The organism is Paraburkholderia sp. LEh10, assembly GCF_017814945.1.
GTDB lineage: Bacteria > Pseudomonadota > Gammaproteobacteria > Burkholderiales > Burkholderiaceae > Paraburkholderia.
Map to the genome: position 1 here is coordinate 40,486 of NZ_JAGIPX010000005.1, position 16,028 is coordinate 56,513.

The window sequence follows — 16,028 nt, forward strand, 5'->3', positions numbered from 1 at the left end:
GGCGCGTTATTCGACGTCGAGCACGAGCAGCTGTGCGCCATCGGCGACCTGATCGCCGACGCCATACAGCACCTCCGCCACCTTGCCCGACGCGGGCGCGCCGATCGTGTGCTCCATCTTCATCGCTTCCATCACGATGAGCGGCTGCCCCTTCTCGACGACTGCGCCCTGCTCGACCAGCACCGCAATCACCTTGCCCGGCATCGGCGCGGTGAGACGCCCTTCGCCATGCTCGGCATCGGCGGCATGCGCGAGCAGGTTCTGCCATTCGAATGCGAGCGCTTCGCCGCGGCAGAACACATGAAACGTATCGCCGTCGATGAACACGCGGCCCGTCACGTGCGCATCGCCGATCGTCGCGCCGTACTCATGCTCGCCCGCGCCGCGCCACCATTTGAACGCCTCCGTCTGGCCATCGTGCGAGAGCGTCTGCGATGCGCCGTCGCGCGCAAAAACCACTGTAAACGCAGCTTCTTTCTCGACATCGCGCCAGTTGAGCATCTGCGTATAGCCGCCATTCAGACGCCAGTGCGACAACGCATCCCACGGCGACGCGCCGTGCGCGACGCCGCCTTCGCGCGTCATCAGCGCCCCGCACGCGAGCGCGAGCGCTTCGCGCAACGGCTTCTTCACGGGCGCAAACAACGCATCGTGATGACGCTCGATCAGCCCCGTATCCAGATCGCCCGTCGAGAACGGCACGCTCGCGACGATACGCTGCAAGAACTCGACATTCGTGTGCGGCCCGACCACTTCGCAGCCGCGCAGCGCATGCGCCATCCGCTTGAGCGCTTCGTCGCGGCTCGCGCCGTGCACGATCAGCTTCGCGATCATCGGATCGTAGAATGGCGTGATCGTGTCGCCCTCGCGCACGCCGCTATCGACGCGCACGGGCGCACGCTCGCCGCCCGCGCCCAACGAGAACTCGACGCCTTCCGGCATGCGCAGATGCTTCAACGTACCCGTCGAAGGCAGAAAGCCGCGCGCCGGATGCTCGGCATAGATACGCGCTTCGATCGCGTGCCCTTCGATCGTCAACTGGTCCTGCGCGAGCGGCAGGCGCTCGCCCGACGCGACTCGCAACTGCCATTCGACGAGGTCGAGCCCCGTGACCATCTCCGTGACGGGATGCTCGACCTGCAGGCGCGTGTTCATCTCCATGAAGTAGAACTCGCCGCCCGCCGTCATGATGAACTCGACCGTGCCCGCGCCGACATAGTTCACTGCGCGCGCGGCCGCGACGGCCGCCTCGCCCATCGCGCGGCGCACATGCGGTTGCAGGCCGGGCGCGGGCGCCTCTTCCAGCACCTTCTGGTGGCGGCGCTGCACCGAGCAGTCGCGATCGAACAGATACACCGCGCCGCCGTGCTTGTCGGCGAACACCTGCACTTCGACGTGGCGCGGACGCGTCAGATACTTTTCGATCAGCACGCGGTCGTTGCCGAAGCTGCTTGCCGCTTCGCGCTTGCATGACGCGAGCGCGGCGGCGAAATCTTCTGTGCGCTCGACCACGCGCATGCCCTTGCCGCCGCCGCCCGCGCTCGCCTTCAGCAGCACGGGATAGCCAATCGAATCGGCCTGGCGATGCAGCAGGTCGGCGTTCTGATCGTCGCCGTGATAGCCGGGCACGAGCGGCACGGCGGCCGAATGCATCAACGCCTTGGCGGCCGCCTTCGAGCCCATCGCGGCAATCGCCTCGACGGGGGGCCCGATGAACTCGATGCCCGCCTTCTCGCACGCGTGCGCAAAGTCCTCGTTCTCCGACAGAAAGCCGTAGCCCGGATGCACGGCCTGCGCGCCCGTCGCGAGCGCCGCTTCGATGATGCGTTCGACGCGCAGATAGCTTTCCGCCGCCGTCGAGCCGCCGATATGCACGGCTTCGTCGCACGCGGCCACGTGCTTCGCGTTCGCGTCCGCATCGGAGTAAACGGCGACGCTCGTGATGCCGAGCCGCTTGCAGGTCGCGGCGACGCGGCAGGCAATCTCGCCCCGGTTCGCAATCAGGATCTTGTTGAACATGAGGTGTCTCGATGGGTGTTGTTCTGTGCGTGGACCGTCATCACGCGATCACGCGCGCCAGGACGGCGAACGCTTGTCGAGGAACGACGCGACGCCTTCGCGCCCTTCCGCGCCCGCGCGGGTCCGGGCGATGCGCGCCGCCGTGTCTTCGATCAGAGCCGCGTCGATTTCGCGGCCCGCGACGTCATGCACGAGCTGCTTGCACGCCCGCACCGCCTGCGGCCCGTTCGCGCACAGCGTCGCCGCAATCTGCTGGACCGCTTCGTCGAGCTTGTGGGCGCTCACGCATTCGCTGACGAAGCCCAGCCGATATGCCGTTGCGCAATCGAACGCCTCCGCCGTCATGAAGTAGCGGCGCGAAGCCTGCTCGCCGAGCGCGCGGATCACGTACGGCGCGATCGTCGCGGGAATCAGCCCGAGGCGCGCCTCCGACAGGCAGAACTTCGCGGTGTCGACGGCCACGACGATATCGCATGCCGCGATCAGGCCCATGCCGCCCGCGTATGCATCGCCGTTCACGCGTGCGATCACCGGCTTGTTGCAGCGATAGATCGACGACAGCATGCTCGCGAGCTGCATCGCGTCGGCGCGATTCTCGTCGTCCGAGTAGCCGGCCATCTTCTTCATCCAGTTCAGGTCCGCGCCTGCGCAGAACGCCTTGCCGTTCGCCGCGAGCACGACGGCGCGCACGTCGTCGCGTTCGTCGAACGCGCGAAACGCGGACGTGACTTCCGCGATCATCGCTTCGTTGAACGCGTTGCGCACGTCGGGACGATTGAGCGTGACGGTGGCGATCTGGTTGTCGAACGCGACGGTCAGGTTTTCGTATTGCATGGGCGATGCTCCTTTCGCTGCGCCGACGTTACATGCGGAACACGCCGAAGCGCGTGTCTTCGATCGGCGCATTCATCGCCGCCGACAAGCCGAGGCCCAGCACATCGCGCGTCTGCGCGGGGTCGATCACGCCGTCGTCCCACAAGCGTGCGCTTGCGTAATACGGATGACCCTGATGCTCGTACTGGTCGCGAATAGGCTGCTTGAACGCCTCTTCCTGCTCGGCCGTCCATGTGCCGCCCTTCGCTTCGATGCCGTCGCGCTTCACCGTGGCGAGCACGGATGCCGCCTGCTCGCCGCCCATCACCGAGATGCGCGCGTTCGGCCACATCCACAGAAAACGCGGCGAGTACGCGCGGCCGCACATGCCGTAATTGCCCGCGCCGAACGAGCCGCCGATGATCACCGTGAACTTCGGCACCTTCGCGGTCGCGACTGCCGTCACCATCTTCGCGCCGTTGCGCGCGATGCCTTCGTTCTCGTACTTGCGCCCCACCATGAAGCCCGTGATGTTCTGCAGGAACACGAGGGGTATCTTGCGCTGCGCGCACAGTTCGATGAAGTGCGCGCCCTTCAACGCGGACTCGGAAAACAGAATGCCGTTGTTCGCGACGATCCCGACCGGGTGCCCCCAGATATGCGCGAAGCCGCAGACGAGCGTCGTGCCGTAGCGCGCCTTGAACTCGTCGAACGCGGAGTCGTCGACGATGCGCGCGATGACTTCGCGAATATCGAACGGCTTGCGCGTATCGACAGGAATCACGCCATAGATGCTCTTCACGTCGTAGCGCGGCGGCTTCGGCTCCTGCATCGTGACGGGCACGTCCTTGCGCCGGTTCAGGTTGCCGACGATGCTGCGCGCAATGGCCAACGCGTGTGCATCGTTTTGCGCGAGATGATCGGCGACGCCCGACAGACGCGTGTGCACGTCGCCGCCGCCCAGGTCTTCCGCGCTCACTTCTTCGCCCGTTGCCGCTTTCACGAGTGGCGGGCCGCCCAGAAAGATCGTGCCTTGATTCTTGACGATGATCGACTCGTCGCTCATCGCGGGCACATACGCGCCGCCCGCCGTGCACGAGCCCATCACGACGGCGATCTGCGGAATGCCTTGCGCCGACAGGTTCGCCTGGTTGTAGAAGATGCGGCCGAAATGATCGCGGTCGGGAAAGACCTCGTCCTGATTGGGCAGATTCGCGCCGCCCGAATCGACGAGATACACGCACGGCAAATGGTTCTGTTCGGCGATCTCCTGTGCGCGCACGTGCTTCTTCACCGTGACGGGATAGTAGGTGCCGCCCTTCACGGTTGCGTCGTTGCAGACAATCACGCACTCCTGGCCCGCGATGCGCCCGATGCCCGTGATGACGCCCGCGCCCGGCGCATCGTCGTGATACATGCCGAACGCGGCGAGCTGCGAGAGTTCGAGAAACGGCGTGCCCGGATCGAGCAGTTGCGCGATCCGCTCGCGCGGCAGCAGCTTGCCGCGCGACACGTGCTTGTCACGCGCGGCGGGGCCGCCGCCCAGCGCGAGCTTGCTGATCTTGGCCCGCAGGTCTTCGACGAGCGCTTCGAGCGCCGCCGCGTTCGCGCGGAAATCGTCCGAGCGCGGATTCAACTTCGATTCGATGACGGGCATCGCTTTGTCTCCTCGATTGCCTTGATCGACTTACATCGTTTCCGCGAACAGTTCGCGGCCAATCAGCATCCGGCGGATTTCGCTCGTGCCCGCGCCGATTTCATAGAGCTTCGCATCGCGCCACAGACGGCCGACGGGATACTCGTTGATATAGCCGTTGCCGCCGAGAATCTGGATCGCCTCGCCCGCCATCCACGTGGCCTTTTCAGCCGTGTACAGGATGACGCCCGCGCAGTCCTTGCGCACCTGCCGCACGTGCGCCGAGCCGAGCGTATCGAGTTGACGGCCGACCGCGTACAGATACGCGCGGCAAGCCTGCAACGTGGTGTACAGATCGGCGACCTTGCCCTGGATCAGTTGGAATTCGCCGATCGACTGGCCGAACTGCTTGCGGTCGTGAATGTACGGCACGACGGCATCCATCACCGCCATCATGATGCCCGTCGGGCCGCCTGCGAGCACCGCACGCTCGTAGTCGAGGCCGCTCATCAGCACCTTCGCGCCGCCGTTCAGCTCGCCGAGGATGTTCTCTTCCGGCACTTCGACGTTATCGAACACCAGTTCGCCCGTGTGCGAGCCGCGCATGCCGAGCTTGTCGAGCTTCTGCGCAACCGAAAAGCCCTTCATGCCCTTCTCGACGATGAACGCCGTAATGCCGCGCGGACCGGCTTCGATATCCGTCTTCGCATAGACGACGAGCGTGTCGCAGTCCGGGCCGTTGGTGATCCACATCTTCGTGCCGTTCAGCACATAGCGGTCGCCCTTCTTGTCGGCGCGCAGCTTCATGCTGACGACGTCAGAGCCTGCGTTCGGCTCGCTCATCGCGAGCGCGCCGACGTGCTCGCCCGACACCAGCTTCGGCAGATACTTTTCTTTTTGCGCCGCGTTGCCGTTGCGGTGGATCTGGTTCACGCACAGGTTCGAGTGCGCGCCATACGACAAGCCCACCGACGCCGACGCCCGCGAGATCTCCTCCATCGCGACCATGTGCGCGGTGTAGCCCATGTTCGCGCCGCCGTATTCCTCGGAGACGGTCATGCCGAGCACGCCCAGATCGCCGAACTTCTTCCACAAGTCCATCGGGAACTGGTCGGTGCGGTCGATTTCGCCCGCGCGCGGCGCAATCTCCTTTGCCGCAAACGACGCGATGCTGTCGCGCAGCATCTCGATCTCTTCACCAAGCGGGAACTGCAAACCGGGCAGGTTGGTCATGTGTGTCTCCAGGAGTTCGTCACGGGCGGCTTACGATGAGGTAGCGCGCCACATCGCATCAACATTTTTTCTGAGCCGGGCTCAGCCGGCTCGTCGGCCACGCAGCCGGCAGCACGGGCCGGCTCGACCGGCATGTGCCGGCGCGCGACAGCACAGAGCGCATTTCACTCCAGATTCACGTATGCGTCAATGAGTATTTTTGAGTATCACTCAGAATCGTTAAACACGCGCTGAACGGCTATTTGCCGTGGTAGTATCGGCCGCAACGGGGCATCCGCGCTCCAAAATCTGAACTGGACTCATATGATGGGCGTAGCAAGGGCCGAGGTGCCGGGATCGCGCCGCCAGCCGGCGGGACGAAAATCGCAGCAGCGCGTGAAGGAAATCCTTCAGGCGGGCCGCGACGTCTTCTCCGAAAAGGGCTACGAGCGCGCGACGACGGCCGAAATCGCGCAGCGGCTCGGCGTTTCCGAGGCCACGGTGTTCAGCTACTTCCGCGGCAAGCGCGAACTGTGCGCGCGCGTGATCGGCGACTGGTACGACGAGATCATCGAAGCGATCGAGTCGGGCTTGCCTCGCGACGGCAGCATCCGTCAGCAGTTCGCGTTCATCGTCCGCACGCACTTGCGGCTGATGCTGGTCAATGGGACGGGGCTATGCGCGCTGGTGCTCTCCGAAGGCCGCACGCGCCAGCACGAACTCAGCGAGGAGCTGACGGGCCTGCAGCGGCGCTACACCGCGCCGCTGATGCGCGTGCTGTCGCAGGGCCAGCAGACGGGCCAGATCCGCTCGGACATGCCGCTGCGCCTGTTGCGCTCGCTCGTGTTCGGCCCGATGGAGCATGTGCTGTGGGACGCGGCGCTCGGCAACCGGCGCACCGATATCGACGCCACCGCCGATCGCCTGATCGACGTGCTGTGGTCCGCGTTGCAGCCGCCCGATGCGTCGCTGAGCGCGCTCGTGCAGTTCCGCCAGGAAGTGAGCGAAGCGGCGCGCCGGCTCGCCGAAGCGGAAGCCGCGCACAAGCGCGCGTCAATGCAGGCCGCCACGGCCGACGCCGCCAGGCATCGCGACGACGCCTGAATCTGCGCGCGGGTTCGCGCGAGGCCGGGAGCGCAATTTGCTGCGAACCTCATGCCAGCAACGCCCCGGAGGACCGGCCATGTCAACCACGCCCAACAAAGGCGACAATCCCATCCGCCCTGACCAGTCCGATGTCGTGCAGACCGATCTGCCCGATGTCGGCCCACCGCAGGACCCCGATGCCGCGCCGCTCGATCCCGACGTCGATCCCGACCACGACGACGACAAGCCGTAGCGCCGGCGGGCATCCATGCACAAAGGCATCGAATCAGGGAGGTTCCCCGTGCAGCAAGCACTTAACAGAACACTTCAGCTCGGCCTCGCGAGCGTCATGGCCGCGCTCATCTCGACATCGGCGCTCGCGCAGGGCGCGCCGCAATCGGTCACCGAACGCCGCACCGAAGTCTTGCAGACAGGCACCGGCTTTCGCGCATCGAAGCTCGCGGGCACGGTCGTGTACAACCGCGACAAGGACAAGGTCGGCATCATCGACGATGTGATCGTCTCGCCGTCCGACCACAACGCATTCGCGATCTTGTCCGTGGGCGGTTTTCTCGGCATGGGCAAGCACTATGTCGCCGTGCCGCTCGGCGCTCTGCAGATCACGAGCAAGCAGGTGATGATGCCGGATGCGACGAAGTCGTCGCTGGAGGCATTGCCCGAATTCAGGTACGCGCCGGATTGACGCGTGCGTGAGTCACTCGCCGCGTGATGCAAGACCGCGACCGCGAAAGCGGATGGGTGTCAGTAGTACGGATACGGCGAATAAACCACGCCCGGCGGCGCGTAGTAATAGGGACGCGGCGCGTAGTAGACAGGCGGCGCCGAGTAATACGCGGGCGCCGGCCGTTGCGCGATCGTGTTGCCCTTCGACACCATGCACTGCGCGTAGGCCGCGTCGTAGCGGGCCTGCAAACCATAGGCCGAATACGACGCGCCATTCGCACCCGTCGCGCCGCCGATCAGCATTCCGCTGCCCGCGCCGATGGCCGCGCCCGCGCCCGCATTGCCCGCCGCCGCGCCGAGCAGCGCGCCAACCGCGGCGCCGCCCAGCGTGCCCACCGCCGTGCTCCCCGCAGCGTTGTTGGTGGCCGCCTGCGAAGCGGCGTTTGCGTCCGTGCTGTGGTACGCATAGTCGCGACACGCGTAGTCGTCCTGCTGGAACTGTTGGAGTGGTTGGCCGTTGCGCGGCAGCGCCACCACACTCGGCCCGCTTGGCGGCGCGACGGCGCAGCCCCCCAAGGCGAGCAGCAACCCGACGGCGAGCGCCGGCATTGCGATATGGGTCTTGTTCATCTTCGTCGACATGCCAATGTGTAAATCCAATGTCCAATACACGAACAATAGTCGAATCGACTCATGAATGAGTTACGAATCCGTTACTGGATATTTCCACGCAAGACGCTGAATAGCGTAAAAAAGGGTCAACCGGATTCACCTTGAAATCCACCGTCGATATGTGCAGCATGCACATATGCACAGTGCACACATCGAGGTGTCGCGATGACCCCGCGCACAGGAAATCTGCTCGGCGTGCTCGCCCTTCTGGTGACCGACGAACTGAACGCCCAACCCACCATTCCCGCCCTCGCCGGCCTCACGGCACGTGCGATGCTCAATGCGATCGGCCAGTATCCCGATTCGTCCATCGAGTTGCTGCGCGATGCCGTCGACCTTTCGCATCCCGCCGCGGTGCGCGCCGTCGCGGGACTCGTCGACGCGGGGCTCGTCGAAAAGAAAGCGGGCAGCGATAAACGCTCCGTCGCGCTGGCGCTGACAGCCGCCGGGCGGCGCGAAGCAAGCCGTTTGCGCACCGCGCGCTCACGCATGCTGGAGCGCATCGTTGCGCGTCTGAACGACGACGAGCGCGCCGTCTTCGAGGAGCTGCTGATCAGGATGCTCTGGAACGAAACGCGCGACGCGTCGCATGCCATGCGGCTTTGCCGCTTTTGCGACGACAAGCCATGCCTGAAGGCCGGGTGCCCTGTCGAATGCCGCGCGCAAGGGCTGCCGATGCCGGAGGGAAGTCCGTCATGAGCGCGCCCGCGCGCTGGCGTGCAGTGGCCGCGCTGACCGTCGTCCCGACGCTCTCGCAGATCGGCCAGTTCGGCATCCGCTTCATGGCGCTGCCCGTCTGGCTCGCGCATCAGGGGCTCGGCGCGCCGCGCGCTGGGCTATTCGCGGCGGCGCAATGGCCGGCATGTTCGCCGCGCTTCTGGTCGCGCCGCGCGTGATGGCACGCATGGGATCGAAACTGACCGTCACGCCGGGCCTCGCGGCTTCGTTGATCGCGTATCTGCCGCCGGGCGCGTTTTCGTGGCGCACCCGGATCGTGCCGGGCGTGCCCACGGGGCAGGGCATCGGCATGCGCTGGATCGCGAACAAACCTGGCTCTACAGCCTCGTGCCCGCCGACAAGAGCGGCGGGCCCGCCCGCATTCACGAGACGCTGATCGCATCGGCGGGCGTGCTTCGCCCGCTTCAGGCGGGTTGCCCCGCTTAGCGCAGACGCACGAGCGTCGACTTCAGCTCCGTGTACTTTTCCAGCGCATGCAGCGACTTGTCGCGGCCGTTACCCGATTGCCGGTAACCGCCGAACGGGAAATTCATGTCGCCACCTTCGTCGTAGCAATTGACCCAGACCGTGCCCGCGCGCAGACGCCTCGACACTTCATGCGCCGTTGTGAGGTTGGCGGTCCACACGGCTGCGGCGAGACCATAGTCGCTGTCATTGGCGATCTTCACGGCTTCGTCGACGGAATCGAATGTGATCACGGACAGGACCGGCCCGAAAATCTCTTCGCGCGCGATCTTCGCATCGTGTGTCGACACATCGAAAACGGTCGGCTCGATATAGAAGCCGCCGCTTTCCTGCTGCACGCGGGAGCCGCCATGCAACAGCCTTGCTTCGGCGCGCCCCGCTTCGATATAGCCGAGCACGCGATCGAGCTGCACCTGATCGACGATCGCGCCCATCGAAGTCTTCGGGTCCAGCGGATTGCCCGGCGTATAACTGCGCGCCGCCGCGACGAGCCTGTCGATGAACACGTCCTTGATATCGCGGTGCACGAGCAGACGCGAACCCGCCGTGCACATTTCCCCCATGTTGTAGAAGATCGCGCCCGCCGCCGTCTTCGCCGCGCGATCCAGATCGGGACAATCGGGCAGCACGATATTGGGCGACTTGCCGCCTAGCTCCAGCCATACGCGTTTGAGATTCGACTGCCCCGCGTATTGCATGATCAGCTTGCCGACATTCGTCGAGCCCGTAAATGCAACGCAATCGACATCGTGATGCAGCGCGAGCAGCTTGCCCGGCTCGCCGCCGCCCGGCACGACGTTGAACACGCCGGCGGGAATGCCCGCGTCGAGTGCGAGTTGCGCGACGCGGATGGCCGTCAGCGGCGACTTCTCCGAAGGCTTGAGCACCACGCTGTTGCCTGCTGCAAGCGCCGGCCCGAACTTCCACGATGCCATCAGGATCGGGAAATTCCACGGCACCACGGCGGCGACGACGCCTAGCGGCTCGCGCGTCACAAGTCCGACGAGGTGCTGATCCGCCGGCACCACTTCGCCGCCGACCTTGTCGATGGCTTCCGCAAACCACTCGACGCAATACGCGGCGCCCGGCACGTCAACGGAGGTCGTATCGCCGATGGGCTTGCCTGCGTCGAGCGTTTCGAGCAGTGCCAGTTCGTCGAGGTGTTCGCGCATCAATGCAGCCCATTTGAGCAGCTTTGCCTTGCGCTGACGCGGATTGAGTCCGGACCACACGCCCGCGTCGAATGCGCGGCGCGCCGCGCTCACGGCCGCATTCACGTCCGCCTCGCCGCAATCGGCGACGCGGGCGAGTACCTTTCCGTCGATGGGGCTCACGCAGTCGAAGGTACGCCCGCTTGCGGCCGGCCGGTACTCGCCGTCGATAAACGCGCGTGCTTCGATTGCAAGTGCCGCTGCCTTTTCCTGCCAGTACGCCAATGTCGTCTTGTCCATCAGGATGCCTCAATGTTATGCGCTCAGTGCGCCGCATCCGACTCGCTTGGTCTGACGCAGCGTTGATCGCGTTGGCGCGAAGCGGTGTGCGAAAGAAGTCAGAAAGTAGGCGGCGAATTGGCCGACACGACTTCGCATACCTGCTGCGCGCTGGGATTGCGAAAACGATGGGGTAAGCGGCTTTCGAAGTAATAGCTGTCGCCGGGTTCGAGCAGCCAGGTGGTGCCGTCGACGGTCAGTTCGAGCTGGCCATCGACGACCACGCCGCCCTCGTGCCCCGCGTGTTGCAGCATTTCCGGGCCGGTGTCCGCGAGCGGCTGATACACCTCGCGCATGATCCCCATATTCCGGTCCTTGACGCCCGCTCCCGCCAGATAGAACTCGATCTGCTCGTTGCCGAGATTCGGCATGTCCGCGCGGCGCGACACAACGGCTCGGTCGGCCTCGATCTCGAAGGTGAAGAATTCCGCGAGGCTCATCGGTATGCATTCGAGCAGCTTTTTCAGCGACCCGACGGAGGGACTCACGCGGTTCTGCTCGATCAGCGAAATCGTGCCATTCGTCACCCCCGCCCTTTTTGCGAGTTCGCGCTGTGAAAGGCCGTGCTTCTTGCGGATGTACTGCAGGCGGGTCGCGACTTCAATAGACATCGATGCCCTCATGGAAGCGGAAAGAACTGCATTAAGAACCCGCATTTCAATAGCACGCGCGTGTGTTGAATATTCTAATCACTTTAGATCGAATGCTTCTCGGGAAAACCCTGAAGGCGAAACGGAATTTTTACGTATCGACGTCATTCAAAGTTGACTTGAATAGGTATAGATGGCTCAGGGAAAGCCCTCATAAAAGAATTGCAAAAAGACTTTGACGGCCTTTTTGACTCGTATATGCTGGACTCAGGTTGATGTTCCCGCATTTGACCACTTGATGCGCGGCGCAATTTCATTTCGCTACGCAAAGCAAAGAATGCCTTTCGAACGACAACCTGTCGTCCCGTTTCTTTAAACGTTTGAAATCGTTTTTCGAGCGGGGCGTTCAATACTTTCAACGTGCCAGTCGAGTGTAATCGTGAGAGTCCGAGGCCCTTTGGTTAGGTGGGATCGTAGTCAGTTCGCGAGGTGTCTTCGCGCTGACCACGCCATCGCCGACGGCAGCAACGGCAGGCTTGCGTTTCGCCGCTTTCTGTCCGTCTTCACGATCCTGTCGCGCCGTTTCGTCCGTCGTCATAACGCCATCTCAGCGCGTGCGTTCATCGCGGTGCATACCGACGAAGTCGCATCGCTCCTGCCCTAGCGCCTCTCCGCCTATTGCTGCCGAGCCCGCTTGCGGGTTAGTGCTTCGCGCGCGTCGCCGCGCCGCGTCATCGGTTGCGCTCGCCCCTACGCCGGGCGCGCGCCGTTGCACGCCCGCGATCGCGCGCAGCGGAGCAAACCGGACAGCGTATCTGATCGCAACGCGCGGCGCGGTCCGCTGACGACCGCGACCAGCTAGCACTCATCCAGTGGCTTTGCGCCCCGCGCATGGCCGCGCAATCGTGCCGCGCGTACGCATCGCAATACATGCCGCGCTTTCGCAATCAGCAACGAATACAGTTAGTCATGCAAACGAGACCTCTGGTCGGCATCAGCGCCGACAGAACGATGATGGGCATGCATCCGTCGCATGTGGTCGGCGAGAAGTACATCGCGGCCGTGGTCGATGGCGCTCAGGCGCTCGCGATGCTGCTGCCCGCGCTGGGCGAACGGCAGGCGCCGCAAGATGTGCTCGCGCATATCGACGGCGTGCTGTTTACGGGCAGTTATTCGAATGTCGAGCCGCATCGCTACGGCGCTCACGCGAGCGCGCCCGGCACGCTGCACGATGCCGCGCGCGACGCGACGACGCTGCCGCTGATGCGCGCCGCCATCGACGCGGGCATTCCCGTTCTCGCCATTTGCCGTGGCTTTCAGGAAATGAATGTCGTATTCGGCGGAACGCTGCATCAAAGCGTTCATGCGGTGGACGGCTATGACGACCATCGCGAGAACAAGGAAGACGACCTCGACATGCAGTACGCGCCCTCACATGCGCTGCATCTTGTGCAAGACGGCCTGTTGCACAAGCTCGCAGGCGGCGCACGTGAAGTACGTGTCAATTCGCTGCATGGACAAGGCGTCGAGCGGCTCGGCGACGGCCTCACGGTTGAAGCCCGTGCGCCCGATGGTCTGATCGAAGCGATCAGCGTGACGAATGCGCGTGCCTTCGCGCTGGGTGTGCAATGGCATCCGGAATGGAAGCATGCGAGCGATGCGCTGTCGACGGCGATCCTCCACGCGTTCGGCGCCGCGTGCCGCGATCGGATGCGCAAGAGGACGGGTTCTGCAACAGTTGCAAGCGCACACGTCTGAGATTCGTCCTGCGCAAAAAACAGAGAGAACGATCATGCAAGACATTGATGAATTTCTGAAGAAGCATCACATCACCGAAATCGAAGCAATCATTCCCGATATGGCCGGAATCGCGCGCGGCAAGATCATTCCGCGCAGCAAGTTCGAGTCCGGAGAATCGATGCGCCTGCCGCAGGCCGTGATGATCCAGACGGTCACGGGCGACTATCCCGACGACGGCACGCTGACGGGCGTCACCGACCCCGACATGGTGTGCGTGCCCGATCCTTCGACGATCCGCATCATCCCGTGGGCCGTCGACCCCACCGCGCAGGTGATTCACGACTGCGTGCATTTCGACGGCACGCCTGTCGCGATCTCGCCGCGCCGCGTGTTGCGCCACGTGCTGGACCTGTACAAGGCCAAAGGCTGGAAGCCCGTCATCGCGCCGGAACTGGAGTTCTATCTGGTCGATATGAACAAGGACCCCGACCTGCCTTTGCAGCCGCCCGTCGGGCGCACGGGGCGCGCCGAGACGGGCCGCCAGGCTTATTCGATCGAAGCCGTCAATGAATTCGATCCGCTGTTCGAAGACATCTACGAGTACTGCGACATTCAGGAACTGGAAGTCGATACGCTGATCCACGAGGTCGGCGCCGCGCAGATGGAAATCAACTTTTTGCACGGCGACCCGCTCAAGCTCGCGGACCAGGTGTTCCTCTTCAAACGCACCGTGCGCGAAGCGGCGCTGCGCCATCACATGTACGCGACGTTCATGGCGAAGCCGATGGAGAACGAGCCCGGCTCGGCGATGCACGTGCATCAAAGCCTCGTCGATGAAGCGACGGGCCAGAACCTGTTCACGGGCAACGACGGCAAGCCGACCGCTCTGTTCAACCAGTACCTCGCGGGACTGCAAAAGTACACGCCCGCGCTGATGCCCATCTTCGCGCCGTATATCAACTCGTATCGTCGGCTGTCGCGCTTCATGGCTGCGCCGATCAACGTGCAATGGGGTTACGACAACCGCACGGTGGGCTTTCGCATTCCTCATTCGGGTCCACAGGCACGCCGCATCGAGAACCGCATTCCGGGTGTCGACAGCAATCCGTATCTGGCGATTGCGGGCACGCTCGCGGCCGGTTATCTCGGCATCATGCAACGCCTGACGCCCACCGAGCCGCTTTCAAGCGACGGCTATGAACTGCCGTATCAACTGCCGCGCAATCTCGAAGAGGGCCTCACGTTGATGGGTGCGTGCGAGCCGCTCGCCGAGATCATGGGCGAGCAGTTCGTCAAGGCGTATCTCGCCCTGAAGGAAACCGAATATGAGGCGTTTTTCCGCGTGATCAGTTCGTGGGAGCGCAAGCATTTGCTGCTGCACGTGTGAGTCGTATTCATCCCAATCACCCGACGCAACGCGCAACGGCAAAACAACTGGAGGCAACATGAGCTACAGGACAGAAGAAATCGCTTACGTGCAACCCGCGCAAACGGCCGCCACGACTGGCGCGACTCGACAGCAGCGCAGCACCGCTGAATACCGCGCGCTCGACGCCGCGCATCACATTCACCCGTTCTCCGACATGGGCGCGCTCAATCGCGCCGGCAGCCGCGTGATCGTGAAAGCGCAAGGCGTTTATCTGTGGGACTCGGACGGCAACAAGATCATCGACGGCATGGCGGGACTGTGGTGCGTGAACGTCGGTTATGGCCGCAAGGAACTCGCCGACGCAGCCTATAAGCAATTGCAGGAACTGCCTTTCTACAACACGTTCTTCAAGACCACCCATCCGCCCGTGATCGAGCTGTCGGCGCTGCTCGCCGAACTGACACCCGCGCCGTTCAATCACTTCTTCTACTGCAACAGCGGCTCGGAAGGCAACGACACGGTGCTGCGCATCGTTCATCAATATTGGGCGACACAGGGCAAGAAGCTGAAGAAGTTCGTGATCTCGCGCAAGAACGGCTATCACGGCTCGACGATCGCGGGCGGCACGCTGGGCGGCATGGGCTACATGCACGAGCAGATGCCTTCGCAGGTCGAGCATATCGTGCATATCGATCAACCGTACTGGTTCGGCGAAGGCGGCGACATGACGCCGGAAGCGTTCGGCCTCGAACGCGCTCGCCAGCTCGAAACGGAAATTCTCGAGCTTGGTCCGGAGAACGTCGCCGCGTTTATCGGTGAGCCTTTCCAGGGGGCGGGCGGCGTGATCTTCCCGCCGTCCACGTACTGGCCGGAAATCCAGCGCATCTGCCGCAAATACGACGTGCTGCTCGTCGCGGATGAGGTGATCGGCGGGTTTGGCCGCACGGGCGAATGGTTCGCGCATCAGCACTTCGGCTTCGAGCCCGATCTGATCACGATGGCCAAGGGCCTGACGAGCGGCTACGTGCCGATGGGTGCCGTCGGCCTGCACGACCGGATCGCGAAGGCGATCATCGAGAACGGCGAGTTCAATCACGGGCTCACGTATTCGGGCCATCCCGTCGCCGCCGCCGTGGCCGTCGCGAACCTGAAGCTGTTGCGCGACGAGAAGATCGTCGAGCGCGTGAAGAACGAAACGGGACCGTACTTCCAGAAGAGCCTGCGTGAAGCGCTGGCGAATCACCCGATCGTCGGCGACGTGGCGGGCACGGGCCTCGTCGCCGGCATTCAGCTCGCCGAGAACCCGAAGAAACGCAAGCGCTTCGACAACGGCGGCGACGTCGGCACGATCTGCCGCGACTTCTGCTTCAACGGCAACCTGATCATGCGCGCAACGGGCGACCGCATGCTGCTCTCGCCGCCCCTCGTGATCACGAAGAGCGAGATCGACGAGATCGTGTCGAAGGCCAAAAAAGCCATCGACGCCACCGCACAACAACTGGGGCTTTCGTAAC

The 16,028-nt window shown here is 63.9% G+C and carries 17 protein-coding genes; 10 read left to right on the forward strand and 7 right to left on the reverse strand.

Annotated features, from left to right (window positions below):
* Positions 1–6: 6 nt before the first annotated feature.
* The 4 genes from J8I87_RS05625 to J8I87_RS05640 are packed head-to-tail and all read right to left on the reverse strand — an operon-like array spanning position 7 to position 5,701.
* Positions 7–2,019 (reverse strand): acetyl/propionyl/methylcrotonyl-CoA carboxylase subunit alpha, encoded by a 2,013-nt coding sequence (locus J8I87_RS05625; protein WP_209930458.1) that lies wholly within the window; start codon positions 2,017–2,019, stop codon positions 7–9.
* 48 nt (positions 2,020–2,067) lie between these two features.
* Entirely contained in the window at positions 2,068–2,853 is a 786-nt protein-coding gene (locus J8I87_RS05630) for an enoyl-CoA hydratase/isomerase family protein (RefSeq protein WP_209930459.1), read from the reverse strand.
* Positions 2,854–2,881: 28 nt separating this feature from the next.
* Complete coding sequence (locus tag J8I87_RS05635) at positions 2,882–4,489, reverse strand: carboxyl transferase domain-containing protein (protein WP_209930460.1); 1,608 nt, start codon at positions 4,487–4,489, stop codon at positions 2,882–2,884.
* Positions 4,490–4,519: 30 nt separating this feature from the next.
* Positions 4,520–5,701 (reverse strand): isovaleryl-CoA dehydrogenase, encoded by a 1,182-nt coding sequence (locus J8I87_RS05640; protein ID WP_209930461.1) that lies wholly within the window; start codon positions 5,699–5,701, stop codon positions 4,520–4,522.
* A gap of 303 nt (positions 5,702–6,004) precedes the next feature.
* Here J8I87_RS05640 and J8I87_RS05645 point away from each other — a divergent pair, with 303 nt between their 5' ends.
* The 3 genes from J8I87_RS05645 to J8I87_RS05655 all read left to right on the forward strand — a co-directional run bounded on the left by J8I87_RS05645 (position 6,005) and on the right by J8I87_RS05655 (position 7,469).
* Positions 6,005–6,784: a TetR/AcrR family transcriptional regulator gene (locus J8I87_RS05645; RefSeq protein ID WP_209930462.1), complete on the forward strand. Its 780-nt coding sequence runs from the start codon at positions 6,005–6,007 to the stop codon at positions 6,782–6,784.
* Positions 6,785–6,863: 79 nt separating this feature from the next.
* The gene (locus J8I87_RS05650) at positions 6,864–7,019 is read left to right on the forward strand and encodes a hypothetical protein (RefSeq protein ID WP_209930463.1); all 156 of its coding nucleotides are present in this window, start codon (positions 6,864–6,866) and stop codon (positions 7,017–7,019) included.
* Positions 7,020–7,067: 48 nt separating this feature from the next.
* The gene (locus J8I87_RS05655) at positions 7,068–7,469 is read left to right on the forward strand and encodes a PRC-barrel domain-containing protein (protein WP_313063957.1); all 402 of its coding nucleotides are present in this window, start codon (positions 7,068–7,070) and stop codon (positions 7,467–7,469) included.
* A 59-nt stretch (positions 7,470–7,528) separates the two neighbouring features.
* Here J8I87_RS05655 and J8I87_RS05660 read toward each other — a convergent pair whose 3' ends face one another.
* A complete protein-coding gene (locus tag J8I87_RS05660) occupies positions 7,529–8,092 on the reverse strand; it encodes a glycine zipper family protein (RefSeq protein WP_245253716.1) in 564 nt (187 codons plus the stop codon).
* Between the two features lie 195 nt (positions 8,093–8,287).
* Here J8I87_RS05660 and J8I87_RS05665 point away from each other — a divergent pair, with 195 nt between their 5' ends.
* Genes J8I87_RS05665 through J8I87_RS44460 form a run of 3 tightly spaced genes read left to right on the forward strand, consistent with a single transcriptional unit; the run spans position 8,288 to position 9,236 of the window.
* Complete coding sequence (locus tag J8I87_RS05665) at positions 8,288–8,821, forward strand: MarR family winged helix-turn-helix transcriptional regulator (protein WP_209930465.1); 534 nt, start codon at positions 8,288–8,290, stop codon at positions 8,819–8,821.
* The gene (locus J8I87_RS44455; RefSeq protein ID WP_245253717.1) at positions 8,818–9,018 is read left to right on the forward strand and encodes a hypothetical protein; all 201 of its coding nucleotides are present in this window, start codon (positions 8,818–8,820) and stop codon (positions 9,016–9,018) included. The genes J8I87_RS05665 and J8I87_RS44455 overlap by 4 nt, the downstream gene beginning before the upstream one ends.
* A complete protein-coding gene (locus J8I87_RS44460; protein WP_245253718.1) occupies positions 8,976–9,236 on the forward strand; it encodes a hypothetical protein in 261 nt (86 codons plus the stop codon). Before J8I87_RS44455 ends, J8I87_RS44460 begins: the two co-directional genes overlap by 43 nt.
* A gap of 46 nt (positions 9,237–9,282) precedes the next feature.
* Here J8I87_RS44460 and J8I87_RS05675 read toward each other — a convergent pair whose 3' ends face one another.
* Together J8I87_RS05675 and J8I87_RS05680 are read right to left on the reverse strand one after the other, a co-directional pair.
* Positions 9,283–10,776 (reverse strand): aldehyde dehydrogenase, encoded by a 1,494-nt coding sequence (locus J8I87_RS05675; protein WP_209930466.1) that lies wholly within the window; start codon positions 10,774–10,776, stop codon positions 9,283–9,285.
* A gap of 98 nt (positions 10,777–10,874) precedes the next feature.
* Complete coding sequence (locus J8I87_RS05680) at positions 10,875–11,426, reverse strand: cupin domain-containing protein (RefSeq protein ID WP_209930467.1); 552 nt, start codon at positions 11,424–11,426, stop codon at positions 10,875–10,877.
* A gap of 436 nt (positions 11,427–11,862) precedes the next feature.
* Between J8I87_RS05680 and J8I87_RS44465 the strand changes: the two genes are divergently transcribed.
* From J8I87_RS44465 to J8I87_RS05695, 4 genes are all read left to right on the forward strand, one after another.
* Positions 11,863–12,069: a hypothetical protein gene (locus J8I87_RS44465; RefSeq protein WP_245253719.1), complete on the forward strand. Its 207-nt coding sequence runs from the start codon at positions 11,863–11,865 to the stop codon at positions 12,067–12,069.
* Between the two features lie 305 nt (positions 12,070–12,374).
* On the forward strand, positions 12,375–13,163 hold the full coding sequence (locus J8I87_RS05685; RefSeq protein ID WP_209930468.1) for a gamma-glutamyl-gamma-aminobutyrate hydrolase family protein: 789 nt from the start codon (positions 12,375–12,377) through the stop codon (positions 13,161–13,163).
* A gap of 34 nt (positions 13,164–13,197) precedes the next feature.
* A complete protein-coding gene (locus J8I87_RS05690) occupies positions 13,198–14,532 on the forward strand; it encodes a glutamine synthetase family protein (RefSeq protein WP_209930469.1) in 1,335 nt (444 codons plus the stop codon).
* 58 nt (positions 14,533–14,590) lie between these two features.
* Positions 14,591–16,027 (forward strand): aspartate aminotransferase family protein, encoded by a 1,437-nt coding sequence (locus tag J8I87_RS05695; protein ID WP_209930470.1) that lies wholly within the window; start codon positions 14,591–14,593, stop codon positions 16,025–16,027.
* The last annotated feature ends 1 nt before the right edge of the window (position 16,028 follow it).